The 24,216-nt window shown below is 56.0% G+C and carries 24 protein-coding genes; 10 read left to right on the top strand and 14 right to left on the bottom strand.

From position 1 onward, the window contains the following. Positions 1–6: 6 nt before the first annotated feature. Positions 7–1,368: an AarF/ABC1/UbiB kinase family protein gene (locus tag ABDK75_RS10100; protein ID WP_086634566.1), complete on the top strand. Its 1,362-nt coding sequence runs from the start codon at positions 7–9 to the stop codon at positions 1,366–1,368. A gap of 73 nt (positions 1,369–1,441) precedes the next feature. Here the strand turns inward: ABDK75_RS10100 and ABDK75_RS10095 are convergent, their stop codons facing one another. The 7 genes from ABDK75_RS10095 to ABDK75_RS10065 all read right to left on the bottom strand — a co-directional run bounded on the left by ABDK75_RS10095 (position 1,442) and on the right by ABDK75_RS10065 (position 8,853). Next, positions 1,442–2,815: a glycosyltransferase family 1 protein gene (locus tag ABDK75_RS10095; RefSeq protein ID WP_346005764.1), complete on the bottom strand. Its 1,374-nt coding sequence runs from the start codon at positions 2,813–2,815 to the stop codon at positions 1,442–1,444. Continuing rightward, on the bottom strand, positions 2,812–4,272 hold the full coding sequence (locus ABDK75_RS10090; protein WP_346005762.1) for a glycosyltransferase family 1 protein: 1,461 nt from the start codon (positions 4,270–4,272) through the stop codon (positions 2,812–2,814). The genes ABDK75_RS10095 and ABDK75_RS10090 overlap by 4 nt, the downstream gene beginning before the upstream one ends. Positions 4,273–4,638: 366 nt before the next feature. Then, the gene (locus ABDK75_RS10085; protein ID WP_346005761.1) at positions 4,639–5,853 is read right to left on the bottom strand and encodes an HAD-IIIA family hydrolase; all 1,215 of its coding nucleotides are present in this window, start codon (positions 5,851–5,853) and stop codon (positions 4,639–4,641) included. 132 nt (positions 5,854–5,985) lie between these two features. Continuing rightward, positions 5,986–6,897, bottom strand: a complete 912-nt coding sequence (locus ABDK75_RS10080) for a GDP-mannose 4,6-dehydratase (RefSeq protein WP_346005760.1) — start codon at positions 6,895–6,897, stop codon at positions 5,986–5,988. Positions 6,898–6,906: 9 nt separating this feature from the next. Continuing rightward, the gene (locus ABDK75_RS10075) at positions 6,907–7,890 is read right to left on the bottom strand and encodes a GDP-mannose 4,6-dehydratase (protein ID WP_099210418.1); all 984 of its coding nucleotides are present in this window, start codon (positions 7,888–7,890) and stop codon (positions 6,907–6,909) included. Positions 7,891–8,105: 215 nt separating this feature from the next. Beyond that, the gene (locus ABDK75_RS10070; RefSeq protein WP_211502056.1) at positions 8,106–8,522 is read right to left on the bottom strand and encodes a hypothetical protein; all 417 of its coding nucleotides are present in this window, start codon (positions 8,520–8,522) and stop codon (positions 8,106–8,108) included. Positions 8,523–8,628: 106 nt separating this feature from the next. Further along, positions 8,629–8,853, bottom strand: coding sequence for a hypothetical protein (locus tag ABDK75_RS10065; protein WP_346005759.1), 225 nt, complete (start codon positions 8,851–8,853; stop codon positions 8,629–8,631). Between the two features lie 52 nt (positions 8,854–8,905). Here ABDK75_RS10065 and ABDK75_RS10060 point away from each other — a divergent pair, with 52 nt between their 5' ends. From ABDK75_RS10060 to gshB, 6 genes are all read left to right on the top strand, one after another. Beyond that, positions 8,906–9,073 (top strand): hypothetical protein, encoded by a 168-nt coding sequence (locus ABDK75_RS10060; RefSeq protein ID WP_211511374.1) that lies wholly within the window; start codon positions 8,906–8,908, stop codon positions 9,071–9,073. A 98-nt stretch (positions 9,074–9,171) separates the two neighbouring features. Beyond that, complete coding sequence (uvrB, locus tag ABDK75_RS10055; protein WP_086634559.1) at positions 9,172–11,379, top strand: excinuclease ABC subunit UvrB; 2,208 nt, start codon at positions 9,172–9,174, stop codon at positions 11,377–11,379. Continuing rightward, positions 11,342–12,325, top strand: a complete 984-nt coding sequence (locus tag ABDK75_RS10050) for an aldose 1-epimerase (protein WP_346005758.1) — start codon at positions 11,342–11,344, stop codon at positions 12,323–12,325. The genes uvrB and ABDK75_RS10050 overlap by 38 nt, the downstream gene beginning before the upstream one ends. After that, on the top strand, positions 12,325–12,825 hold the full coding sequence (greB, locus tag ABDK75_RS10045; protein ID WP_086634557.1) for a transcription elongation factor GreB: 501 nt from the start codon (positions 12,325–12,327) through the stop codon (positions 12,823–12,825). Before ABDK75_RS10050 ends, greB begins: the two co-directional genes overlap by 1 nt. An 11-nt stretch (positions 12,826–12,836) precedes the next feature. Then, positions 12,837–13,250 (top strand): NUDIX domain-containing protein, encoded by a 414-nt coding sequence (locus ABDK75_RS10040; protein ID WP_083956329.1) that lies wholly within the window; start codon positions 12,837–12,839, stop codon positions 13,248–13,250. Between the two features lie 83 nt (positions 13,251–13,333). Further along, positions 13,334–14,311: a glutathione synthase gene (gshB, locus tag ABDK75_RS10035; RefSeq protein ID WP_211502062.1), complete on the top strand. Its 978-nt coding sequence runs from the start codon at positions 13,334–13,336 to the stop codon at positions 14,309–14,311. A 35-nt stretch (positions 14,312–14,346) separates the two neighbouring features. On the opposite strand, the gene ABDK75_RS10030 is transcribed toward gshB, so the two are convergent. Continuing rightward, entirely contained in the window at positions 14,347–14,553 is a 207-nt protein-coding gene (locus tag ABDK75_RS10030) for a hypothetical protein (protein ID WP_086634556.1), read from the bottom strand. Between the two features lie 163 nt (positions 14,554–14,716). Between ABDK75_RS10030 and ABDK75_RS10025 the strand changes: the two genes are divergently transcribed. The 3 genes from ABDK75_RS10025 to ABDK75_RS10015 all read left to right on the top strand — a co-directional run bounded on the left by ABDK75_RS10025 (position 14,717) and on the right by ABDK75_RS10015 (position 17,600). Next, positions 14,717–15,397: a class I SAM-dependent methyltransferase gene (locus ABDK75_RS10025; RefSeq protein ID WP_046899684.1), complete on the top strand. Its 681-nt coding sequence runs from the start codon at positions 14,717–14,719 to the stop codon at positions 15,395–15,397. An 83-nt stretch (positions 15,398–15,480) separates the two neighbouring features. Then, the gene (locus tag ABDK75_RS10020; RefSeq protein ID WP_346005757.1) at positions 15,481–16,656 is read left to right on the top strand and encodes a cbb3-type cytochrome c oxidase subunit I; all 1,176 of its coding nucleotides are present in this window, start codon (positions 15,481–15,483) and stop codon (positions 16,654–16,656) included. Further along, on the top strand, positions 16,653–17,600 hold the full coding sequence (locus tag ABDK75_RS10015) for a heme o synthase (RefSeq protein ID WP_408874417.1): 948 nt from the start codon (positions 16,653–16,655) through the stop codon (positions 17,598–17,600). Before ABDK75_RS10020 ends, ABDK75_RS10015 begins: the two co-directional genes overlap by 4 nt. A 126-nt stretch (positions 17,601–17,726) precedes the next feature. Here the strand turns inward: ABDK75_RS10015 and ABDK75_RS10010 are convergent, their stop codons facing one another. From ABDK75_RS10010 to ABDK75_RS09985, 6 genes are all read right to left on the bottom strand, one after another. Continuing rightward, positions 17,727–18,632 (bottom strand): TIM44-like domain-containing protein, encoded by a 906-nt coding sequence (locus ABDK75_RS10010; protein WP_346005756.1) that lies wholly within the window; start codon positions 18,630–18,632, stop codon positions 17,727–17,729. Then, entirely contained in the window at positions 18,632–19,963 is a 1,332-nt protein-coding gene (locus tag ABDK75_RS10005; RefSeq protein WP_346005754.1) for a TldD/PmbA family protein, read from the bottom strand. Before ABDK75_RS10005 ends, ABDK75_RS10010 begins: the two co-directional genes overlap by 1 nt. Beyond that, positions 19,960–21,225: a pitrilysin family protein gene (locus tag ABDK75_RS10000; protein WP_346005752.1), complete on the bottom strand. Its 1,266-nt coding sequence runs from the start codon at positions 21,223–21,225 to the stop codon at positions 19,960–19,962. Before ABDK75_RS10000 ends, ABDK75_RS10005 begins: the two co-directional genes overlap by 4 nt. Before the next feature lie 68 nt (positions 21,226–21,293). Continuing rightward, on the bottom strand, positions 21,294–22,694 hold the full coding sequence (gene thrC, locus ABDK75_RS09995; protein ID WP_099210398.1) for a threonine synthase: 1,401 nt from the start codon (positions 22,692–22,694) through the stop codon (positions 21,294–21,296). 22 nt (positions 22,695–22,716) lie between these two features. After that, entirely contained in the window at positions 22,717–23,709 is a 993-nt protein-coding gene (locus tag ABDK75_RS09990) for a hypothetical protein (protein ID WP_346005751.1), read from the bottom strand. Between the two features lie 49 nt (positions 23,710–23,758). Beyond that, a complete protein-coding gene (locus tag ABDK75_RS09985) occupies positions 23,759–24,097 on the bottom strand; it encodes a hypothetical protein (RefSeq protein WP_233126245.1) in 339 nt (112 codons plus the stop codon). Positions 24,098–24,216 lie beyond the last annotated feature (119 nt).

Below are 24,216 nucleotides of genomic sequence, written 5' to 3'. Positions count from 1 at the left end.
GGCACCATGGCGCGCGATCTCGATAATACCGGTTTGATGGGCGAACTTCGCCGGATGGCTCGGACATCTGGTGCAGTCGGCGGCATCGCTGCGCGCCTGGCTGGAAACCGTCTTGGCATCAAGACGGACAAGGGTGTCCACGCTGAAGGCTTGAAGTCTTCGCTGGGCAATCTGAAGGGGCCGCTCATGAAGGCCGCTCAGCTTCTGTCCACCATTCCCGGCGCTCTGCCGGACGAATATGCGGAAGAACTGGCTCATCTTCAGGCCAATGCGCCTCCGATGGGCTGGAACTTCGTGCGTCGTCGGATGACGGCGGAACTGGGTGCTGGCTGGGAAAAGAACTTCCGCTCTTTCAGTCACGAAGCCGTTGCAGCGGCGTCTTTGGGGCAGGTGCATCGTGCCCGTCTGGTTGATGGACGCGAAGTGGCCTGCAAACTCCAGTATCCGGACATGCAGGGCGCGGTGGACTCCGATCTGCGGCAGTTCCGTGCGGCTCTTGGCGTATATAAGCGGTTTGAGACAACGATCCGTCAGGACGAGGTTTACACCGAACTGTCTGACCGGCTTCGGGAAGAGCTGGATTATCGCCGGGAAGCCAGCCATCTGCGCCTGTATCGGGACATGCTGTCTGAAACCCCGACTGTCACCGTCCCGGCCCCCATTGAGGAACTGTCCACCGGGCGTCTTCTGACGATGGACTGGGTGTCTGGTCGTGGCATGAAGGCTGTTCTGGCGTCTGAGGCGACGCAGGAACAGCGGGACGATATGGCGCGGGCGTTGTTCCGGGCCTGGTACACACCGGTTTATCGCTATGGTGTCATCCACGGTGACCCGCATATGGGCAATTTCACCGTGCGCGATGATTACGGTCTGAACCTGCTGGATTTCGGCGCTGTTCGCATCTTCTCTCCCCGCTTTGTTGAGGGCGTGGTGGATCTGTTTGCCGCGCTTAGGGATAACGATGAAGACAGAGCTTTCCACGCCTATAGCAAGTGGGGCTTCGAAGGTCTGTCGCGCGAGACGGCTGAGGTTCTGAACGAGTGGGCTCGTTTCTTCTATCGGCCGCTGATGACTGATCGTGTTTGCTCTATGCAGGAGAGCAATGATCCAGCCGAAGCCAAGCAGGTTCTGGAAAGGGTCTATGACGGGTTGAAACGAACGGGAGGCGTGAAGCTGCCTCGTGAGTTTGTTCTGATGGATCGCTCGGCAATTGGCCTGGGAAGTGCGTTCCTCCGTCTGGGCGCGCGTCTGAACTGGCATCAGATGTTTCAGGAGCTGATTGACGGTTTCGACGTGAATGTTCTGGCAGCGCGTCAGAAAGAAGCCTTGGCGAAGGCTAAAGTACCTCCTGCGCTGTCATCCCTCTAATTAAAAAGGGGCGTCCTCCATGCGGAAGGCGCCCCTTTTTAAGTTCAGGCCAAGCTAATGACTGAAGAAATTCTCAGCTTATAAACTTGAGAATGGCTTTGGCGCTTTCAGTCCACGGGACCGGCTGGAATTCTGAGCGGACCTGTTTCGTCCAGGCTTTCAGGCCCTCAGTATCTTCAATGGTCTTGCGAATGAGCGTGTAGGCTTCATTGATATTGTCCGGGTTGAAATAGCGGCTCAGCTGGCCCCCAGCTTCCGGAATGGATGTGGTTCCTGATGCCAGACAAGGGCGCCCCATGGACAGGCTTTCCGTCACAGGCAGGCCCCAGCCTTCAAAGAAGGAGGGGAAAATCGTGAAACTGCAATCAGCGTAAAGGCGCCGCAGTTCAGCATCTGTCGGGTTCTGGATGAAGCGGATCTTTCCATCCAGCCACTCAGCGTTTTCGAGTTGCTGCATGAGGTCGGAAACCAGCCACCCCTCGCGACCCGCAAAGACGAGCGTGGGAACGTTTTCTACCGGCATTTCCTCAAGCATTCTCCGCCAGACCCGGAAAAGAAGGGCATGGTTTTTGCGTGCTTCAATGGTGGAAACGAAAAGAACGTATGGTTCCTGTACAATCGGCTCAGGTGCCATAGGGGCGTCGGCAAGACCAAAGCCTGTACCAAGTGGAACGGTCTGGACAGTGACATGAGTGCCCACATCCTGCTCGGCTAGGTAAGACTGAACGTCCCGTGCGGTTGCGTCACTGTTGGCAAAAATCATATCAGCCAAAGGAAGGATCGCGCTGTGCCAGGCTTTGAACGTGATGATGATGCCACGATCGCACCATTCGGGGTGACGAACGGGAACCAGATCATGCATGAGCATTCCAAACGACATGCGCAGCTCGTCGCGCATCCATCGAATGCTCTGAACATAGTTGGCATGATGCCAGGGTGCGCCGAGAGTCAGGAAAACGTCGCCTGGTTGGGCAGCATCCGCCAGCTTGGTGCCCTCGTCGTATTGAGCCGACGGCTTCTCCTGCTGGCGCTCCTGTATTTTTGCTCGGCCGAGATCCAGGGCAAAATGTCCGAGGGCGCGAGGGACAGTGACAAGCTCTTTAAGCGCCCAGCTTTCTGCTTGCAGGAAAGTAGAGAGAACGTCCTGCGAGGCAACTTTTTCCATCGGCGGGGTAACGGGGAACGATCCGGCTGATCGAGAAGACCCGTTTTGGGCACTATTACCTTCCATGATTTGCCGGAAGAGAGTTTCAATAGAAGACCAATCTACTGTTCGGAAGCCACGGGGATCCGCAGAGTCTGTTCCACGACGGACGAACTGGATTTCATGGCCGCGAAGCTCACGCAAAGCAGCACAAATCTCGAAAACGACACGCTGAATTCCGCTCGGTCGACTATGATGCAGGAGATGGAACAGCAGGTCGTCTATATCTACCCAAAGTGTCATGACAGGCCTCCGCTCAGATAAGCAGCGTGGCATGCATCCAACACTGCATCTGCGCTGTCTTCCCATGGCACAGGCTTGAACTGGGTGCGGACCTGCTCCTGCCAGGCCTTCAAACCAGCTCGGTCTTCGATTGTTCCGCGCACAACACGATAGGCGTCGTCAAAGTCTTCAGGGTCAAAGTAGCGCGTCAGCGGACCACCAGCTTCGGGAATGGAGGTTGAATTGGATGCCACACAGGGACGACCATTCACGAGGCTTTCGGTCACTGGTAGTCCCCAGCCTTCGTAAAGCGACGGGAAAAGAGTGAACATGCAGCCGTCATAAAGATGGGCCAGTTCATCGTCACTTGGGTCCCGCAGAAGGCGAATTTTCCCACGCAGCCATTCCGTATTTTCAAGCTGCTGCATGAGGTCGGAAACCAGCCAACCCACGCGCCCTGCAAAGACGAGCGTTGGTACCTGTTCTCTTGGAAGGTCAATGACCATACGCCGCCAGATCCGAAACGCGAGCAGGTGGTTTTTGCGTGCCTCGAGTGTTGAGACAAAAAGGACGTAGCTGTCCTTCGCGGGAAGACCCAAGGGTCTTTCGCCCTCAGCGTGTCGAGGAGGGCCAAAGCCGCTGCCAATTGGAATGGTCTGAACCGGACCCTGTAATGTCAGGCGCTGTTTGCGAGCATACTCTTCAACGCTGCTAGCGGTGGAATGACTGATGGCTAACAGGCGACCGCACTGCGGGAGCGTTGTGTCCAGCCAGTGACGGAAATCGCAAATGAGCGAAAGAGCACACCATTCGGGCCTGACGGCTGGAATGAGGTCGTAAACAAGGAGAACGGGTTTGACGCCAAAAACCTTGCGCAGGCGCGCCAGGCGCTCCCCAAAATCTGGCTCGGACCATGCCGCACCAAGGATTAGAAAAATATCCCCTGGGCTCGGTGATGCCTCTGGGTGTGCTGCGACATAGGCGGGGGAGGGCTGAGCCACGGGAGCGGGCTGTACAGCAGTTGATGCTGGGCGATGAAGCTTTGAACGCGCGTAACGTTTCAGGAGCTGTAATGCGCGCAACTGATTAACAGCGATGTTCAGCAGCGGGCGGGCCAGCTCTGGTGGCAGACTTTCCAGGCGTCGGATAACGGTGTGACGAAAGCTGCGCATGAGCGAGCGGGCGTTCTGGCGCGTTTTTTTTGCGGCTGTCGTCCGGGGCGGCGTGATTTTTTCTTCCGAACGGACGGAGAAAAGCGCTTCCAGTTCCTCAAAAGTAACTGACGAGAGGAGGCAGGCTTCCTCTTTGCCGCGCCGGGTCAGAACTATGCGACCGATACCTGGCTTTTGGGCAGCCTGCTGCCGGATGACATGCAGTATTTCAAAGACAACGCGCTGAATTCCGCTAGGACGCGCATTGTTTTCGAAGTACTGAAAGATGTCTTCGACGTCGATCCAGATAACGTAATCTTTGTTCATGGGTCCAGGCTAGCTTCAGTTTGGCCGACGGGAGCGGCATTCATTCAAATCATTTTGAACGAAGATTGTATGACAAGTGTCGTCCAGTGATCAAGGGCGTGTGCCTAACTTCCAGAGTATCGAGAAGTTGTTATTTATTTCTCGATATTACTTTGATTTTGACACAATTGTTTGATCTGTGGGTGTCGCGACGGAGCAGAAAACACGTTGCAGGTGCACAGATGACGGACACGCATCGGTAGGGCGAAGGTAAAAAATTTGTCGCGATGACAAGCCCACTCTAGAAACTTCGCTCTATCAGGTCACATACGATAAACGCGAAAAATTTGCGTAAACAGATATCCGACGGAGCCTGAAAACCCTTATTTACTGGAATGCGCTCATCTGGGAAGCCAGTTCGGAAAGAAGCAGCGGACCAACACGAGCGCCCTTGATTCCAGCGGCTTCGGCAGCCTGGATGTCCGAAATCTGGTCTCCAAACATAACGCAACGCGCGGGGTCTAACTCCCACCGGCTTGATAAGTCGAGTATCATACCTGGCGACGGCTTGCGGTTCGGGCTTTGGCCACGATACTGGTCCACCACAGCTTCCGGATGCATGGGGCAGTATCGCCAGTCATCGACTGTTCCACCATGCTCGCGAATAGTGTCGATCACCCAGCTCATAAGCTGTTCGAGGTGGTCCTCAGTATAAAACCCGCGGGCAATTCCAGACTGGTTTGTCACGATGAAAACGTGATGGCCGCTGTCAGTAATCTTCGCGATAGTCTTCAGTACATCCGGCTCCCACTCGAAGCGGTCGCATGTTCCAACCCACCTATGATCGTGATTGATCACGCCATCACGATCAAGAAATACCGCTGGACGGAGGAGTGTGGTCGGGAGGTGCGTCTTCGCTTTGGCGCGGTTTTCTGGTCGCCGCACATTCCAAACATCTCCGGGAAGCGACAAACCTTTCAGGACATCGTCCTTAACGAGAGCGGGTAGGACGTCCTGCTCTAGCGAGCATGCTGCCGTCAGATACTGGAATATGGAGTGGTCGAACAGAAAGATACCGCTCTTTTCAAAGGCGGCTGGATAATTGTGCTGTGTTGTTAAAAGAGACGGAACGACCTTTTCGTCGTCTTCCCCCGCGCAAGCCAAACTCTCTTGATCGTCACTGTCGTCCGCACGCAGCAATGCCCAGTTTCCTTGTCCGGCATGCGTAAGAAACCTTGCCAGATTGCCTGAAAAGAGAACCTCTCCGTCACAAAAGAGGAAGCATTCCTGAAGGTGCTGACGCGCATGATGGAGCATGCCGCCACTGCCAGCCTGATGAGGTGCTGTTAAAATAGTAATGTTTGCCGGTTTCGGAAGGCGTGAGCGGATCAACTCAACAGCAGTTTCGAAGTGCAGCACGGACTGCTCTGTCGCCAGCAGTACGAAATCTTCTATTCCGAAACGCTGCATTTCGCGCATGAGCCATGCCAGAAACGGTCTGTCTCCACACTGCATGAGAGCGTGTGGAGGTGTACCTGTTTCACCGTGTAGTTCTGTGGGTTCGAGCAGGATCACACATTGTCGGACAGGAAAATGGCTCACAATTGGTGTCCGTTTATACTTGATCGCAGATAAGGCCCGAAGAGTTCAGGTACGTGTTTTTCTGACTTCTGCTTCAGAAACGCTGCACGACTTGAACCGCTGTTCGGCAGAAGCCGTGAATGTAGAACATGCTTAGTTAGTTTCAACGCGCTTCAGGCAGTCTGTGTAAATATCACTCAACGTTTGCTCCCACGGGATACAAGGCGCCCATGAGAGAAGCTGTCTGGCTAAGGACCCATCACCGCGGGCGACCGGCGTGTCTGAAGGGCGCAGACGGTTTGGGTCCGTGAGAATGTCGGCCTTGACCCCGCTGAGGGCGATGAGGTCATCCAGAATGGAACGAATTGAGCGTGTCTGTCCGGAACAGAGGTTAAGGATTGTACCGCGTTCCAGCGCGTTGTCGGGCATCAGGGCGTCAAGATAAGCATCACAGACATCCCGTACATCCAGAAAATCACGTTGGGCTTCCAGGTTCCCTACGCGGATTTCTGGGGCTTGAAGCCCTTTGGCAATGCGGGCGATCTGCAAGGCGAAAGCCGGAACGACAAAGTCAGCTGACTGGTTCGGGCCAGTGTGATTGAACGGTCGCATCCGGATGACATTCAAGCCCTCCTTTGCCATAGCGCCCAGTGCCAGATCTGCGGCCGCCTTGGTGGCGGCATAAGTATTGCCAGGGGCAAGAGCTGCATCTTCTGCGACGGGAGTTCCGCGTTGGAAGGTGGAGCCATAGGCTTCAGCCGTTGACGCATACAAAAGTCGGCCCTGCGAAGCATGACGCTGCATGCTTCGTGCAACATGGAGCGTGCCCTGCAGGTTGACTTGCCAGGCATGATCGGGGTCCTGCCTGGCGTTTCCAATGCTTGAGATGGCCGCCAGATGAATGCAGTGATCTGGTTTGCTGGTTGCTACAGCCGCATCGACGGCTTTTGCATCACGAACGTCCGGACTGGACGGAAGGATCTCGCTTTGCGGAAAGCGAGCCTTCAGTCGGTTTTTTAAATGCTGCCCGACAAAGCCCCGCTGGCCCGTAACAAGAATACGCATGAAGCGTCCTCAGATGGCCGTTCGGTTGCGATGGCGGGCCAGGTCAGCGTCCACCATTTCGGCAACCATGCTTTCAAGGGTTGTCTCAGCTTCCCAGCCAAGAACGCGCTTGGCTTTGCCGGCATCTCCCAAGAGAACTTCTACCTCAGCGGGGCGCAGGAAAGCCGGGTTTGTGACCACATGGTCTTCGTAGTTCAGGCCAGCGTAAGAGAACGCGATGCGGCACAGGTCGCGAATGCTCGTGGTGCGACCGGTTGCGACGACATAGTCGTCCGGGGTGTCCTGCTGCAGCATAAGATGCATGGCGCGAACGTAATCGCGGGCATGGCCCCAGTCCCGTGTGGCGTCCAGGTTCCCGAGCGGAAGTTCTTTCGCAAGCCCCAGCTTGATGCGCGCTACGCCGTCCGTAACTTTGCGGGTTACGAATTCAATGCCGCGAAGAGGGCTCTCATGGTTGAAGAGGATGCCCGACGATGCATGCATCCCGAAGCTTTCACGATAATTCACCGTCATCCAGTGAGCGTACAGCTTGGCAACTGCATAGGGAGAGCGGGGATAGAACGGGGTGTTTTCGTTCTGAACCGGCTGCTGGATCAGGCCATACATTTCAGACGAAGACGCCTGATAAAATCTGGCCTTGCTCTGAACAATGCGAGCCGCTTCCAGAACGTTGACAGCGCCAATGCCCGTCACGTTCCCCGTGAGGAGCGGTTGCTGCCAGGACGCCGCAACAAAACTCTGGGCTGCTAGATTGTAAATCTCGTCCGGTCGGACGGTTTCCATGATGCGGATCAGGGAAGAAAGATCCGTCAGGTTCCCATCAACCAGCTCAACATCGTCAATAATTCCGAGCCAGCGAAGTCTTTCTCCGACAACATCGGCTGAGGCGGAGCGACGCAGAAGACCTACAACGCGGTAGCCCTTTTTAAGCAGAAGCTGACTGAGATATGCACCGTCCTGGCCGGTGATTCCTGTGATGAGCGCTGTAGTCATGGTTTTCCTGATCCCGGTTTCGGTCCCGATCCGCGACTGTCTTCCGGCCGCATGAGTTCGTGGTGGGTTAGCGCTTCAGCCTAAAGACGGTCAATGCGTGAGCGCACTCTGGTGTCTTCGGCAAAGGTGGCAATTTAATGGGAGCACGAATGGATGCCCCCATTGAGAGAAGGAATGTAAAGTTCTCCTCAAGCGCCGCAGCAGAATGAACAGGCTCAGAAAATCTCTTTGATCAGATCATTGCCGATGCTGAAGCCTGCACCAGCTTCTACGGACCGTGCAAAGCCTGAGTTAAGGATATTCGAGAAAAATCCGTTATCCTGCGCTTGCCCAACAACCTGAACAGGGGGTTGAGCATCATATGGCGATTGGGCCGCCGCCACCGGCTGCTGGTTTGAAGCCGCATTTGTAAGCGCTGCGTGCAATTGCTGAAGCAGGTTTGTGACCTGTTGCTGTTCAGCCTGAAAAGAGAGAGCCAACTCCCGCAGGTCCAAAGACCACTCGCGGGCCTGCATGTCCCCGGTTTGAGCTGCGGTCTGCATCTTTGCTCCCAGCGCCTGGAGCGCCTGCGCAGACTGCTGGGCCTGCTGCTGAAGCTGATTATACGTCTGTTCGATCGTCTGGACGTCCATGATCGGTCTTCCTTCAGAAATATGCTGGTCTGCATAGCGCGGGAAAACAAGTTTCACTATCCATTTTTAGAAATGTTATGTCATGAATGATATTTCATCACTTGCCCTACTGGGAAGATGCGGCTGTGGCGGATGTCAGAATGCGGGGCAGCAAGAGCTTGCCCGGTCGGGGCAGGACAGTTGGTTTAGGCATCTTCAGTGCAATCGTCTTGCATGGTGCTATGGCGCAAGCCCAGCCTGTCAGCACGTTTGCGAGCATGCCGATATTGTCTGCAAAGGATTTGTCTTTTTCCGCCACATCACAGCCGGAGGGTGTGAAAGGAGAGGTCATTCACGTGCAGGGCCGTAAGTCGATAATGCGGCCTGCTCTGAAAGAACCATTGATGCGTCAGTTTCCTGATGGGCATACGGAGCGTGATGTTCAGCTCTGGCCCGGAGTTCGCATTCATGTGCGGCTAGGTGCTGATATGGATCATGATCCTGTCACAGGCGCGAATTTAAAGGCTTTTGGGGAGGCTTACGAAAGTTCATCCCCTCTCGTTCGGCATTAGATTGGTAGCCGGTTGCAGGAATTCTTTGCGAAGAACGAAACGACAGGCCCAGTGAGACGCTCTTGTGATGTTCCCGTTTCTTTCCCATCTTGGACCCTATGGCCAAAAAACCTTCCGCGCTCCGCAATGCGACCGAAATGCCCCTAACGGCATTCATCCCTGAAAAACAGCCTACCAAAGCAAAGACGCGGAAGTTTGTGGTCAAAGCTGACTATGAGCCCGCAGGGGATCAGCCAACCGCAATCGGGGAGCTTGTTCAGGGTGTGGAGGCCGGAGAGCGAGATCAGGTTCTGCTCGGCGTGACGGGGTCGGGCAAGACGTTCAGCATGGCCAAGGTCATTGAGCGGACACAGAAGCCTACCTTGATCCTTGCGCCAAACAAGACGTTGGCTGCCCAGCTTTACGGCGAGATGCGGCAGTTTTTTCCTGATAATGCCGTCGAATATTTTGTCTCGTACTACGACTACTATCAGCCGGAAGCCTACGTTCCACGGTCAGATACGTATATCGAGAAAGACAGCCAGATCAACGAACAGATCGACCGGATGCGCCATGCGGCAACGCAGGCTCTGCTGGAGCGAAATGACGTTATCATCGTTGCGTCCGTATCCTGCATTTACGGTATCGGTTCGGTTGAAACGTACTCGAAAATGGTTGTCCGGCTTGAGGTCGGGGGCGAGATTGATCGCGAGAAGCTCATCAAAGCCCTTGTCGAGCTTCAGTATCGTCGCAACGACGCGGCCTTTGAGCGCGGGACATTCCGTGTGCGCGGCGAACAGATCGACATTTTTCCCGTGCAGAATGAAGACCGCGCCTGGCGTGTTTCTCTGTTCGGAGATGAAATTGATCAGATCACCGAGTTTGATCCTCTAACGGGAAATAAAACGGCTGATCTGGCTGAGATCAGCGTTTACGCAAATTCCCATTATGTGACCCCGCGACCAACGCTGAATCAGGCGATGATCGGGATCAAGAATGAGCTTCGGCAGCGGCTTGCGCAGTTTACCGAAGAAGGGAAGTTGCTGGAGGCAGAGCGCTTGTCGCAACGGACGACGTTTGATCTGGAAATGATTGAAACGACGGGGGCGTGCAAAGGGATTGAGAACTACTCCCGTTATCTCTCAGGCCGTGGCCCCGGTGATCCGCCGCCGACGTTGTTCGAATATCTACCGGAAGATGCTCTTCTGATTGTAGATGAAAGCCACGTCACAGTGCCACAGATCGGTGGAATGGAACGAGGGGACAGGGCGCGAAAATCTGTCCTGTCTGACTTTGGATTCCGGCTACCTTCCTGCATTGATAATCGTCCGCTTGCCTTTGGTGAATGGAATGCTTTCCGGCCGCAAAGTATCTTTGTCTCGGCAACGCCTGGTCCGTGGGAAATGGAACAGACGGGGGGTGTGTTTGCCGAGCAGATCATTCGTCCGACAGGTCTGATTGATCCGGTAACAGATGTGAAGCCTGTGGAAGGTCAGGTTGATGATCTGCTGCACGAAGCGCGTGAGACGATTGCCAAGGGCGGACGCATTCTTGTCACAACGCTGACCAAGCGGATGGCGGAAGATCTGACGGATTATCTGGGCGAAGCTGGGATTAAAGTGCGTTATCTGCATTCTGATGTGGATACGCTGGAGCGGATCGAGATTATCCGTGATCTGCGTCTGGGCGCTTTTGATGTTCTGGTCGGGATCAACCTGCTGCGAGAGGGGCTCGACATTCCGGAATGTGCCCTCGTCGCCATTCTGGATGCAGACAAGGAAGGCTTCCTGCGATCCCGGACATCGTTGATCCAGACAATCGGCCGTGCAGCCCGTAACGTGGATGGTCGAGTTCTGCTGTATGCGGACAAGATGACGGACAGCCTCAAATTCGCGATTGAGGAAACTGCTCGGAGACGCGCAAGACAGACCGAGTGGAACGACGCTCATGGGATTACGCCCATGACAGTGCGTTCGAAGATTGGTGATGCGCTGTCGTCTATCTTTGAGCAGGACTACGTCACTGTTGCGCCTGACGATGCTGGCGACACGGAAGAATTCGTCGGCAAGTCTCTTCCTGTTACGATTCAGGAGCTGGAAAAGCGGATGCGTGAAGCCGCCGCCAATCTGGACTTCGAGCAGGCTGCCCGGCTGCGTGATGAGGTGCGGCGTCTGGAAGCTATTGATATGGGCTTGGAGCCACCGCCGCTGGCAACGTCCACCGCCGGGCGACCCGGGGGCGGGAAAAAGCCAAAAGGCCCGACGCCCCTCGGGCCGGGCGGCGGAGGCTATGACCCAAACAAGCGCAAACGTGGTGGGCGTCGCTGATCCGGCTATACGAGGGCCCTGGGTTGCCCATGACCGACCGCCATTATCAGGATTGCAGACTGTCATGATTGAACTGAGTTGCGGCAAGAGCCGGCTCACTCTTCTTTCCGAAACGGGAGGCTCTGCCGGCCTCTGGAAGCGGGATGGAAAAGATATTTTTCTACCAACCCCGAATGCAGCGTTGCGCGCGCTGAATGGAGTGGCAGTTGGGGCGTACCCGCTAATTCCGTATTCAAATCGTATTGCCAATGGCCGCTTTTCGTTTGGCGGCCAGAGTTATGATCTGGCTCCGAACATGGCGGATCATCCGCATACGATTCACGGCAACGCCTGGGAGCAGGCCTGGACTATTGCTCATCAAGGGGAAAGCCATGCGGTACTGACGCTTGATCATATCCCGCAGGATAATGATCAAGCGTGGCCTTTCGCTTATCGTGCTGCTCTGTCTTACCAACTTACAGACGCAGGTTTGGACGTGCAGATTGCCATTGAAAATCGGAGTGAGGCGGAGCAGCCAGTCGGGTTTGGTTTTCATCCATTTCTCGCCGCAGAGGAAAACGCAACGCTGTCATTTGATGCTGAAAAGGTCTGGCTGACGTCTCCGGACGGTTTGCCTGTTCAGGATGTTCCTTGTGATGGGGAATGGTCTTTTCATACGACCAAGCCCGCTCATGACCGTTTTGTCGATAACTGCTTTGCAGGATTTGGCGGGCGGGTTGTTTTGAAGCGTCCGGACGATGGGCTGGCAGTGACGGTTGAGGCGGATCCAATCTTCAAGCATCTGGTCGTCTTTACCTCCCCGGATAGCCCGTTTGTCGCTGTGGAACCCGTTACGAACATGACAGACGCTATCAATCAGGCTGATGTCGTTGGTAGCGGGCTGCATCTTCTCAAACCAAAAACACGGATTGGTGGTCGGATGCGCTTTCGGGTTCAGGCGCTCTGATGTCTGAAAAAACACCACTCTCTCATTATCTTTCCCCGCGCGGTGCGGAGGTGATGCGAGCGGAACTCAAGGAGCTGGCGCAGAAAGAGCGTCCGCGCATTGTCGAAATCGTCTCTTGGGCCGCAGGTAATGGGGATCGATCTGAGAATGCCGATTATCAATACGGCAAACGCCGATTGCGAGAAATCGACCGGCGTCTGAGGTTCCTAGGAAAAAGGCTGGAAAATGCCGTGATCGTTGATCCAGCGGCGCAGACCACGCGGGATCGGGTCTTTTTTGGCGCGACCGTGACTTATGTCGATGAGGACGATGTCGAACACACCGTAACGATCCTCGGTGTGGACGAGTCGGACTTGGTGCGAGGGGAGGTCAGTCTCATTTCACCCATCGCACGTGCCTTGATGCGAACCCGTGTCGGGGATGTGGCCATGTTGCAGACGCCTCGTGGCCCTGTCGAAATCGAAATTCTCAAAATCACTTATCCTGAGTCACAGGGTTGAAAGAGGGCGTCGTGCAATCTGAACCGCGTGTTGGATGTGGCGCTGCCATTCTCGTGGATGGAAAGCTTCTGCTGATTCGTCGCAAAAAGGCGCCCGAAGCCGGATGCTGGGGACTACCCGGCGGTAAAGTAGATCTGTTTGAGCCTGTTTCGCGTGCTGTCGAACGGGAAGTTGCAGAAGAACTGGGCATTACGATCCACGCCCGGGACATGCTGTGTCTGGTCGAGCAGTCTGATCGGGAGAGCGGTACGCATTGGATCGCCCCCGTTTATCTGGTGACGAAACTGACTGGAACGCCGACGCTCATGGAGCCAGAAAAGCATAGTGATTTTGGCTGGTTTCCTTTGGGTGAGCTTCCCTCTCCCCTGACCACACCGACAGTGCAGGCTATGGCCGCTTTGCGTAGCCGGGCCGACATCTTTTGAGAGCGAGCTGTGGGTGGCTTTGAAAAAGCCATTCTGGCCGCTACAGAATAAAATCCTATTTTTCCTTAGCCGGAGTTTCCGACATGCCCCGCTCACTCCGGGTCGCCGTACAGATGGACCCGTTAGAACAGGTCAACATCGATGGCGACTCCACTTTTGCCCTCATGCTTGAAGCGCAGGCGCGTGGACACGAGCTCTGGGTTTATCCTGTAACCACGCTCAGTCTGATTGAAGGTCAGGGCAAGGGCGGCCGCCTTCAGGCGCGCGCGCGCCGGGTTGAGGTTCGCCGTGTCCGTGGAGATCATGCGACGTTTGGTGAAGAAGAAATTCTTCCGCTGGGCGAAACGGATGTGATCCTGATGCGTCAGGACCCGCCGTTTGACATGGGGTACATCACCGCGACCCATATGCTTGAACACGTTCATGGGGTGGGCGAGGGGCTGTCACTTGTCGTGAACGATCCAGTCGCCGTTCGGAATGCGCCTGAAAAGCTGCTTGTCACACATTTCCCGCACCTTATGCCGCCGACATTAGTTGCATGGGATAGCCGGGATATTCTGGCATTCCGCGAGCAGCACAAGGACATCATCGTCAAGCCGCTTTACGGCAATGGTGGTGCAGGAATTTTCCGTATCAAGCCGGATGATGAAAATCTGAAGGCTCTGCTGGAAATGCACTTTGCCCGCACCAACGAACCGTTGATGATCCAGCGCTATGAGCCCGCTGTGCGCCTTGGAGACAAGCGCATTATTCTTGTGGATGGTACGCCCATCGGTGCGATTAACCGCGTTCCAGCTACAGGGGAAGCGCGGTCAAACATGCATGTTGGCGGCCGTGCAGAACGGGTGGAACTGACGGAGCGCGATCGGGAGATCTGTGATTCGATCGGTCCGTACCTTCGAGATCATGGCCTGATTTTCGTTGGTATTGACGTGATCGGGGACTGGCTCACGGAGATTAATGTCACATCCCCGACCGGGCTCCAGGAGTTGGACCGGTTCGAGGGCATTAACAGTGCCGGGCTGGTTTGGGACGCGATTGAACGGCGCTACCCGTCCTGAAGTGATGAGCAAGAAAGACGTCTGAGCGGTACAGCTCAGGCGTCTTTTTTTTCTGTTTCAGCTGACGCCGCATCATAGCGGATGGGAAGTTGCAACTCGGGCGTAGGCTCGTCCTGCGGTTCCGGTGCCTTGTCCTTTACAAAACGGTTATCCCACCATTCCGTAATTTGTCCCCGAAAATGAAACACGTAGACACCGCCCCATGTAACGAGGCAGAGCAGGATCAGCAGGAAATTCAGCATCCGGGACCTCCAAAACGGTGAAAAACGGGTAACTCGCCCGTCATCCGCAACGCGTGTCTTGCCAGATGCATGTCTGGAAGGGCAAGAAGGACCCAACTGAACGAAGTTTCCGGACAAGCTCTCCAGTCTTGATGGGGAGCGGACACAGAAGGTCGCATATATTATGTCTTCAACCCTCTCCCCGCGTTCTGCACTGGATGCGGAGGCCGTCAAGGCGGCCTATCGTCGATGGGCGCGAGTTTACGATACTGTTTTTGGTGGTATCTCCGGCTATGGACGCAAGAGGGCTGTTGAAGCCGTAAATGCTCTCCCAGGAGAGCGGGTTCTTGAAGTTGGCGTTGGTACAGGCCTCGCGCTGCCGTCATATTCTCCGGATAAACGCATTACCGGCATTGATCTGTCGGAAGATATGCTTGACCGTGCCCGCCAGCGCGTTCTTCAGGACCGTCTGACCAACGTCGACGATTTGCTGGAAATGGATGCGGAAGCCACGACTTTCGAAGACAACAGCTTTGATATTGCCGTTGCAATGTTCGTCGCGTCCGTCGTTCCACACCCCGACCGTCTTCTTGCCGAACTGAAGCGTGTTGTTCGTCCGGGCGGTCACATCCTGTTTGTGAACCACTTTCTTGCAACAGGTGGCCTGCGGCTGACGGTAGAGCGCGGCATGGCCCGTGCCTCGCGTTCCCTCGGCTGGCATCCGGACTTCGCAATCGAGTCTCTTCTGCCACCAGAAGACCTGAAACGCGCGACTATGACGCCCGTTCCGCCTGCCGGGCTGTTTACACTCGTGACATTGCCGCAATGCGAGAGTAAAAGCGACGCCGCAGCCCTGGTCGCCTGATCGGCGTATGGCTCCGGTTAAGCCGGCGCCGAGTATTCCGACGCTCGCTGCGGTATTCCTTGGCAGGGACCGACTACGCGATCATGACTTATCAGGCCTTCGACTCTACCCCCGCTCTTTCCAATAGACGGATCGGCGCATCCTTTATTTTACTGGCACTGTTTGCTGGTCTTCTGGGTGGGTCGTTGGCTCTGCCATTCCTTCAGATTCATCCGACTGCCGGGCAGGCTTTCTGCCACGGCATTCTGATGGCTTTCTTTGTAATCTGCCCGGCTGCGCTCGGTGGATTCGGTCAGTGGCTACTCCCCGCTGAACTTGGGACAGACAGAACAACCCTTCCAGCTCTGACATTGACGGGCTTCTGTTTTCTGTCATCCGGCGTTGTGTTTCTTCCAATCCAGCCAATCATTGCACTCGCGCTCTGGGCTGTCGGGGTTTTCGCTGTCGCTCTGGATATAATCACGACTTTTCTTGAAGGACGTGTTCTTCAGTTCCGGAAGCTTTCCCCACTGGCCTGGTCCATGCTTGCCACGGCATCAGGTGTGACGATTGTTGCGCCTGTTCTTGCTGCAATCACGACGCGGATGATGATCAACGGGGCTCCGGCCAATGCTGCTCATGAACTGGTCAGTCTGCTTCATCTTCCAGAAACATCCCTGATGCTGACACCAGCTCTGGGGCTGGTCTGCTATCTGCTGTCGTCGAGCCGGAATAAGCCAGGACTGGCTGACCGGCTGGCTCCCTATGCTTTTGGCGTGATGGCCGTCGTTGGTCCGCTCTTCTGGATGGACGGCCTCTTCGGTGGTGTGCCTGCGGCAGTGCAGGGAAGCCTCGTGGTGTTGACGCAGCTTGTACCGTCAGTGCTGCTGGTGACTGCGCTTTGCATTGACGTCTGGAAGCAGCGCCAGGAACTGGACGGGACGACGCTTTGGGCGTTGGGCAGCGTGATCCTTTTCTCAGCGGGTTGGATTGCAGAGTTCATGCCGGGCCATGGAACAGATCATTCAGCTGCGGCATTTGGTGGCATCATGGCGCTCTGTGGTGGTTTCTATGCCTGGATGATGCGTGTGCTCCCAGATCATATTCCGTCTCCATTGAGCCGTATGCATGCAGGCCTGACCTTTGTGGGTGCTCTTTGCTCTCTGACGCCTGCGCTGATGGTGGTCGGAGAAGGCCTGATGGGCCTCAGCCTGCTGACATTCGGCATACTCGGACTTTTCCTGATCAAGGAGACCGGGCGCGCCCGGGCCAAAGCATGAGTGAAGCAACACCCCTGGCCTCCTCGGGGCTTTTTTCAGTTCTGGGCGATAAAGGAGACTCGTCGCTCAAGGACTGGCTGGCTCTGCTGAAGCCGCGGGTTATTTCCCTTGTTGTGTTTACGGGCGCGGCGGGCATGGCTGTGGCTCCCCAATGGCCATCCATTCCCATCGGTCTTATTACCATCCTGTGCATCTGTATCGGTGCTGGCGCCGCCGGTGCGATCAATATGTGGTACGATCGCGATATCGACGCAGTCATGCGCCGAACAAATGTACGCCCGATCCCTGATGGCAGAATGCCAGCGGATAGTGCGCTGGTTTATGGTATCGCGCTGTCCGTACTGTCGGTTGTCGTGCTGTGGCTTGCCACAAATGTGCTTGCCGCAGGTATTCTGGCGTTCTCGATCTTTTTCTACAGCGTTGTGTACACGATGTGGCTCAAGCGGAGTACGCCACAGAACATCGTGATTGGTGGTGCCGCAGGGGCGTTTCCTCCAATGATCGGCTGGGCAGCGACCATGAATTCCATGGCAATTCTGCCCGTTGCCATGTTCGCCATTGTGTTCCTCTGGACGCCACCGCACTTCTGGTCTTTGTCGCTCTACGCATGCAAGGATTACGACAAAGCGGGCATCCCGATGCTGCCGGTCGTCAAAGGCGCCCGTCACACACGCTGGCAGATCCTTCTTTACACATTTATCCTCACGGCCGTCTCACTGTGGCCATCTTTCGCGCATGAATGCGGAATGTTTTACACAGTGACGACAAGCCTGCTGGATCTGGGCTTCATCCTGTGTGCCGTGCGTGTGCTGATGGACCAGCAGGATGCAACGGGCGTGAGCCTGACAAAAGACAAGCCAGCGCGCTTTGCTTTTCGATACTCGCTGGCTTATCTGTTTTTTCTATTTTGTGGTCTTCTGGTGGATCGGGTTCTGCTGTCATGAAAACAACGATGCCTGATCTCGCAGCGAAACGGCGTCAGAGCCGTATCGTCGGAATTGCAGGAGGGGTTATTACCCTCGCTGCAATTTTCTATGTGATTACACTGATCCGTTTCTAAGAACGGGCTTTCAGCCAGCCTGCTGGATGGCGGAAAGGATCCAGTTTCCGCGCCCGTCTGCGCGGACAAACGTCCAGAGTTCCGTGACGGTTACGGGCTCTGTTGAGCTTCCATCAATCACATTGCCAAACGAGTCGGTTGTGATGTCCGTCATGGAATAACGCATGGCAACCGTTGCATAGGTCAGGTTGCGTTCACGCCAGGCTTCAGACAAATCGCCGCGTTGAAACTGAACATTGGAGACAATGTTACGTGCGCCACGGCTGGCGAGATCAGAAAGCTGTTCGTTGAAGTATCCAGCCATTTCCGGTGTGGTCATGCTGGAAAGCGCACGTGTGTTCTTTGCACTCCAGGCTGCCTGGATATCAAGAAGGAGGCGCTGGAAGGTGGTATAATCGTCGTTGCTCAACGTGACGGGAGCGCTTCCTCCAGTCGCACTGAACGGAGCACTGCCAGACATCCCGTTTGCTGCCGTCTTGCGACGATTAAACAGCCGAAGAACGAACATAATCAGCGCACCAATCACGAACACCTGGAACAAAAATCCAAGGAATGACGTGCCGCCGTTCATGCCACCAAAGAACCCGTGCCCACTCAGCATTCCGAACAGACCAGCGCCCAGCAGGCCTCCTGCAAAACCTGTCATGAACGGATGGCGGTTTGGAAAGGATGGGCGATAACCCGGCGTCATGGGTGCCATCGGACGAGGAGCGGTCTGTGCGCCATAGTTGGACTGCGGCGCCATGGTCCGGTCCATTGGGCGTGTCCAGCTCGGCGTGATGGATGTCCGTGGAGGCGCACTCCAGGTGCGTGAACCACGGCTCCCCATAGAGGCACCGCCACCCGGACGGGCATCGGCGGAACCCAGCACGCAAAGCAGCGCACAGGCGACGGAGAAAAGACGAAAATTACGCATCAAAGTCCTGCAATGCTCATGCCATCAATCCGGATGCTCGGCGCATTCACGCTGCTCCGGAAGGAAAGATCGCTGGCTGGAACCATACGGGAAAACATGTCCCGAAGATTTCCGGCAATCGTGAGTTCCGCAACGGGCTCAGCAAGCTCGCCGTTACGGATCATGAAGCCGGAAGCCCCTCGGCTGTAATCACCCGTCAGCATATTGATGGATGATCCCATGAGTTCCGTGATCAGTATCCCTTCCTTTATATCGGAACGCAGATCCCCTGCGGAAAGATCACCTGCTTCAAGATGAAGATTTGTCACACTTGGGCTCGGTGGACCTGAAACGCCTCTGCTTGCGCGCCCGTTGGACCGCAGGTCAAGCTGACGGGCACTTCTGGAATCCAGCAGCCATGTGGTGAGAACGCCGTCCGAAATCAGATCCAGAGCTGCCGCAGGGCAGCCTTCACCGTCGAAGGGGCGCGAGCCTGCACCACGAATACGGCGAGGGTCGTCACGGACTGTCCGGCCAGCGGACAGAATACGCGTCCCCATGGCTTCTTTCAGGAATGACGTGCCTCTCGCAACGGATGCGCCATTGATGGCACTCGCCAGATGACCCAACAGGCTGGAGGAAACCCGCGGATCATAAATAATGCTGTATGTGCCAGTCTTCGGACGAGAGGGGTTCACGCGCGAGACAGCACGTTCTCCTGCCTCACGGCCGATAAGCGCAGGAGCGTCCAGATCTTCCAAATGGACAGTGCCGTGATGAGCGTAGTCCCGCTGCATAAGGGCGCCATCACCGGCCAGTACGCTGGCGCTGATGGAGTGCCCTGTACGGCTGTAACGCCCCATGAAGCCCGCAGACGTGCCAAGCGCAATAACTGTGCGACCATGCCCGGCAGAAGCGCCGTTGGTATTGGTAACACCAGACACGGCCAAGGCAGCGTCTTCCGCTTCTCGTGCGCGCGCCAAGAGCGCGTCCATGTGCGGTGCTGCCGTGTCTTCCAGATCCAGACCGGACGCATCAAAATGTCCAACCAGGCTGTCAGGCGCAAGACCGCCAAAGCGATCTTCTGGCACAACGAGCGCCATGGCACAGGCCTGTTCTGCCAGCCGATCAAACTCGGCTTCATCCAGAACGCTGGTTGACACTGACGCGGCCTTTTGGCCCCGGAAAACACGGAGGCCCAGCGCGACACTTTCAGAGCGCTCTATGCCTTCAGGGACACCTTTGCGAACCATCGCGGATTCGGATTCATTTCTGATGAGCACGGCATCAGCGTGATCGGCACCATGTCGTTTGGCAGCGGCGAGGAGGGCTTCAATGGGCGTAGTGGTCATGCAGCAAGCCTCGCAGTGATGTCTTCAATGGCAGGCACATTCTTCACGGGCCCGATAGCCGTGAAAGTTGGGGTGCCTGCAAAGATGGTCTTCGCAACCCGAAGAATGTCAGCTTCCGTTACGGCATCAATTTTGCCGACTGTCTCCGTGACAGGAACAGGGCGGCCATGAACCTGGATCTGGCGTGCCAGCTGTTCGCACCGGCTACCCGTGCTCTCCAGAGACATGAGCAGGGATGATTTGAGCTGCGCCCGGGCACGAGAAAGCTCTTCAGGTGTTAGGCCGTTCTGAAGGCGCTTGAGTTCGTCAATCATGACTGGCACCAGCTCAGCCACCTCGGCTTCGCCCGTTCCCGCATAAAGTCCGAACAGACCACTGTCGCTGAATGGGGAGGCAAACGAATAGACGCTGTAAACCAGCCCGCGACGTTCGCGAATTTCCTGAAAGAGCCGCGAAGACATGCCGCCGCCCAACAGAGTGGACAGGATCATGACAGCGTAATGATCAGGGTGGTGATAGCTGACAGACGGGAAGCCCATCACCAGATGGGCCTGATCCAGTTCACGCGTTGTGCGGATGTCACCCCCGGCATAGTCCGCATTGCGGGGCGTTGGGGTCTGATGAGTGGGAAGGTCGGCGAAGTGCTCTTTCACGAGATCCACGACCTGCTGGTGATGCAGGTTGCCGGCCGCAGCGATCGTGATGTTACGCGTGGTGTAATGTTCACGCATGTAGCCCATCAGCGTCTCACGCGTCATGCCGGAAACAAGCTCTTCGGTTCCTAGCGTCGGGCGGCCCATCGGTTGAGCCGGGAAGGCGCATTCCTGGAAGTGATCGAAGATAATGTCATCTGGTGTATCGTTGGCCTGACCGATTTCCTGAAGGATGACACCACGCTCACGCTCGATTTCAGCATCCAGAAACGTGCTGTGCGTAAGAATGTCTCCGATAATGTCTACACCAAGCGTCAGATCCTCCTTGAGGAGCTTGACGTAATACGCGGTGGTTTCCCGCGCAGTGTAAGCATTGATATGACCACCGACATTCTCGATTTCTTCGGCAATACGGGCTGCGGACCGTCTTTCTGTGCCTTTGAAGGCCATATGCTCGAGAAAGTGGGAGACGCCGTTGTTTTCGGCAGTTTCGTCGCGTGTGCCGATCGAAACATAGGCGCCGAAGGATACGGTCTCAACGCGTTCCATGCGTTCCGTGATGATGGTCAGACCGTTGTCGAGCGTGGTGACTTCAATCGTATCGGGCATGAGTTTCCGTAAAATCATAAAAAGACAGGCTCCCTGAGATGGGGAGCCTGTAGGAAGGGACAAGCCTGTCAGTGGCGGCGGATATGGGTGCGAACCGCATCCTGAATACCGGCGAGCTGACTGCTCATGGTGTCATAGCGCTCTGGGCGCTCGAAAAGATCAGCGAGGTGAGGCGGCAGAGCAGCCTTGATCCCGGTCGCGGCGAAAACAGCATCCGGGAATTTGGCAGGATGTGCAGTGGCTGCCGCAACCATCGGAATGCCCGGCTCCTGGAAGCGCTTGCCGACTGCCAGGCCGATCGCCGTATGGGGATCCGCCAGATAGAGGCTTTCGCTGTAGAAGTGACGCATGGCTTCGCTGGTCTGCTCATCACTGAGCGTCATGCCGTCAAAGACGTCTTTCATGCGCGTCCACGCATCGTGTGGTACGGCCATTCGGCCAGTTTCACGGAATTCTTTCATGATCGCAGCGCAACGCGTCGGGTTGCGGTCCAGAAGTTCGAACAGCAGACGTTCGAAATTGGACGAGACCTGAATGTCCATGGACGGCGAGAGGCTTGGCTCCACCGTACGGACGCTCATATCGTTTTCAATCAGGAAGCGCGTGAGAATGTCATTGCGGTTCGACCCGATGCACAGGCGACGGATGGGGAGACCCATCTGGCGTGCGGCCCAGGCTGCCAGCACATTGCCGAAATTGCCGGTCGGAACGGAGAAAGACACTTCGCGGTCTGGTGCGCCTAATGCCAATGCTGCCCGGACGTAATACGGGATCTGGGCAGCGATACGGGCCCAGTTGATGGAGTTGACGGCGGAAAGAGAAACTTCGTCGCGGAACGTCGTGTCTGCGAAGAGAGCCTTTACCATGTCCTGACAGGTATCGAAGTCACCCTCGACGGCAATGTTCAGGATATTGTCGTCCGGAACCGTCGTCATCTGGCGGCGCTGAACTTCTGATGTCCGGCCTTTTGGGTGAAGAATGACGACGGACAGGCGCTCGCGGCCACGGCAGGCTTCGATGGCAGCCGAGCCGGTGTCACCGGATGTCGCACCGACGATCGTAACTTTCTGGTTCCGCTGCGTCAGGACATGATCGAACAGGCGGCCGAGCATCTGCATCGCCATATCTTTGAAGGCGAGCGTAGGACCATGGAACAGTTCAAGTGAGAAAAGGTCCTGCTCCACTTCGCAAAGTGGCGCGACGGCGGCGTGATCAAAGCCTGCATAGGCGTCCCGGGCCATGTCGCGAAGAGTATCGCGGTCAATGGCGCCTTCGGAAAACAGGGAAATGACTTCGGCAGTCAGGTCCGCGTAGGAGAGCGTGCGCCATTCACGGAACGTCTGGGCGCTGATTTTTGGCCAGCTCTCCGGCATGTAGAGACCACCGTCTCCAGCAAGGCCGGCAAGGAGGATGTCGGAGAAGTTGGGTGCGTCGGCGGTCAGGTCGCCGCGAGTAGATCGGTAGCGCATGGGAAGTTTATATCACGACCTTCTATGGCAAGGCGATGCGAAGAATGTGCGGTTTTCCATCTTCTGATGTCAGAACGGCAACCTGATGACTGTCAGAAACCGCCAGTGCTCCAGCCTCGAGAAGGCGAGTATCCCGGATGAGGATCAGAGGATTGCGTTCGCTGCCGAACTGAAGGAGAGCGCCATCCGTAAGGTCAGACATGTAGAAGACGTTTTCAGGGCTTAGGGTGATGCCGCCGAGGCTCGGCGTATCGCGCCATTCCACAATGCCATCAAGCTGCTCAACGGGCGTGAAAGCCGGATCTGTCAGGAGGGAAGCGTCAATCCGATACAGAGGGCCGCAGGCAGGCATGTAAAACAGCCATTGCCCCTTTGCGTCGAGCGCTAGAAACCGAACATTTCCGCCAGTCAGAGGGTGCCCGTCTGGTCCGTTGGTAATTTGTGCGTTGCGCGTGAACGGTCTGCGTCCTGTGACGGAGGGATCATAGGGCAGAAAGCGCTGTGCTTTACCGTCCTTCAGGGAAACAACAACGAGGGCCGGTTTTCCTTCATCCGTCACATAGGCAAAGCTGCCATGGACCTGAAGGGCCGTGAGATTGCTGCCTTTCAGCGTTCCGCCGACGAAGGGGATCTCTCCAAGGAGCTTTCCATCCACAGAGAGATGAACAAGTTTTGCCTGAGGCGACGCTGCCAGGCCCCAGTAATCCGATCCTGCCTGCGTCAGAAATGCGAGGGGGGGGATTTGTTCCTGCGCAGCGGCATCAATCGGAAACGGATGAGTGTGATTTTGGGAATCGAGTAAAACAGGGCGACCTTCTTCACTCAAAGCCAGGAAAGTGTCTGCGCCATGTGGAAGCAGGGAGCCGAGCTGAACACGATCAAGCGCAGCATCAGCAACAATCTGTGCTGACTGCGGAGCATCTTTCCACGGATGGTCTGCATAAGCAGGTGAAGAGAACAGACCAGCAGCGCCCAGAAGGGCGCTCGCGACGGAATATAAAAACCGGCTTTTCATAGCTCCAGACATCGGCCCGTCCAGAAAATTTGGCAAGCCTCAAACAGGACTAATAATCCAGCGTGGCTTCTCGCTCCGTTTTTTCTTCTCGGGTTTTCGAAGAAAGAATGCGGGCTGCATGACGTTGCACGGGCGACAGCGCCGGTCGTGGGTTGGACAGCCAGGGGGCGTGTTCATGCTCAACCGGGAAAAGCACGGCTGCATGCATAAGCAACGCCGCATCTACAGTCATACATTCAATGGACCAGCGTTGGTCGGGCATGCGGGCAATGTAATGACCGGATGCCGTTTGTCTGATTTCAATAGGGAAAGTGCGCGTGGTCATACCCTGGCGCACAGTTGCATAAACCAGGCCCGGAACGCTGCCTGTCCGTTGTTCAAGATGCATGGTCAGACGCCTCTGGCTAGTCTTGTTACGAGACGTTATGACGCCCAGAGTCTGAAAATTTCGTTAACGCCTCATGGTGTTTCTTTGGGATGTCTTGCCGAAATCTTCTCGAAGGAATG

Source organism: Gluconobacter sp. OJA (assembly GCF_039638325.1).
GTDB lineage: Bacteria > Pseudomonadota > Alphaproteobacteria > Acetobacterales > Acetobacteraceae > Gluconobacter > Gluconobacter cerinus.
The sequence above is the reverse complement of the archived record's forward strand: the minus strand, read 5'-3'. Positions and strand labels throughout refer to the sequence as shown.

Coding starts and splice junctions, on each gene's coding strand:
- ABDK75_RS10100 (WP_086634566.1), top strand. CDS start 7: ATGGCGCGCGATCTCGATAATACCGGTTTGATGGGCGAACTTCGCCGG.
- ABDK75_RS10095 (WP_346005764.1), bottom strand. CDS start 2,815: ATGACACTTTGGGTAGATATAGACGACCTGCTGTTCCATCTCCTGCAT.
- ABDK75_RS10090 (WP_346005762.1), bottom strand. CDS start 4,272: ATGAACAAAGATTACGTTATCTGGATCGACGTCGAAGACATCTTTCAG.
- ABDK75_RS10080 (WP_346005760.1), bottom strand. CDS start 6,897: ATGCGTATTCTTGTTACGGGCCAGCGGGGCTTTGTCGGGCAGCATTTA.
- ABDK75_RS10075 (WP_099210418.1), bottom strand. CDS start 7,890: ATGACTACAGCGCTCATCACAGGAATCACCGGCCAGGACGGTGCATAT.
- ABDK75_RS10070 (WP_211502056.1), bottom strand. CDS start 8,522: ATGGACGTCCAGACGATCGAACAGACGTATAATCAGCTTCAGCAGCAG.
- ABDK75_RS10065 (WP_346005759.1), bottom strand. CDS start 8,853: ATGACCTCTCCTTTCACACCCTCCGGCTGTGATGTGGCGGAAAAAGAC.
- ABDK75_RS10060 (WP_211511374.1), top strand. CDS start 8,906: ATGCGTCAGTTTCCTGATGGGCATACGGAGCGTGATGTTCAGCTCTGG.
- uvrB (WP_086634559.1), top strand. CDS start 9,172: ATGGCCAAAAAACCTTCCGCGCTCCGCAATGCGACCGAAATGCCCCTA.
- ABDK75_RS10050 (WP_346005758.1), top strand. CDS start 11,342: ATGACCCAAACAAGCGCAAACGTGGTGGGCGTCGCTGATCCGGCTATA.
- greB (WP_086634557.1), top strand. CDS start 12,325: ATGTCTGAAAAAACACCACTCTCTCATTATCTTTCCCCGCGCGGTGCG.
- gshB (WP_211502062.1), top strand. CDS start 13,334: ATGCCCCGCTCACTCCGGGTCGCCGTACAGATGGACCCGTTAGAACAG.
- ABDK75_RS10030 (WP_086634556.1), bottom strand. CDS start 14,553: ATGCTGAATTTCCTGCTGATCCTGCTCTGCCTCGTTACATGGGGCGGT.
- ABDK75_RS10025 (WP_046899684.1), top strand. CDS start 14,717: ATGTCTTCAACCCTCTCCCCGCGTTCTGCACTGGATGCGGAGGCCGTC.
- ABDK75_RS10020 (WP_346005757.1), top strand. CDS start 15,481: ATGACTTATCAGGCCTTCGACTCTACCCCCGCTCTTTCCAATAGACGG.
- ABDK75_RS10015 (WP_408874417.1), top strand. CDS start 16,653: ATGAGTGAAGCAACACCCCTGGCCTCCTCGGGGCTTTTTTCAGTTCTG.
- ABDK75_RS10010 (WP_346005756.1), bottom strand. CDS start 18,632: ATGCGTAATTTTCGTCTTTTCTCCGTCGCCTGTGCGCTGCTTTGCGTG.
- ABDK75_RS10005 (WP_346005754.1), bottom strand. CDS start 19,963: ATGACCACTACGCCCATTGAAGCCCTCCTCGCCGCTGCCAAACGACAT.
- ABDK75_RS10000 (WP_346005752.1), bottom strand. CDS start 21,225: ATGCCCGATACGATTGAAGTCACCACGCTCGACAACGGTCTGACCATC.
- thrC (WP_099210398.1), bottom strand. CDS start 22,694: ATGCGCTACCGATCTACTCGCGGCGACCTGACCGCCGACGCACCCAAC.
- ABDK75_RS09990 (WP_346005751.1), bottom strand. CDS start 23,709: ATGAAAAGCCGGTTTTTATATTCCGTCGCGAGCGCCCTTCTGGGCGCT.
- ABDK75_RS09985 (WP_233126245.1), bottom strand. CDS start 24,097: ATGCATCTTGAACAACGGACAGGCAGCGTTCCGGGCCTGGTTTATGCA.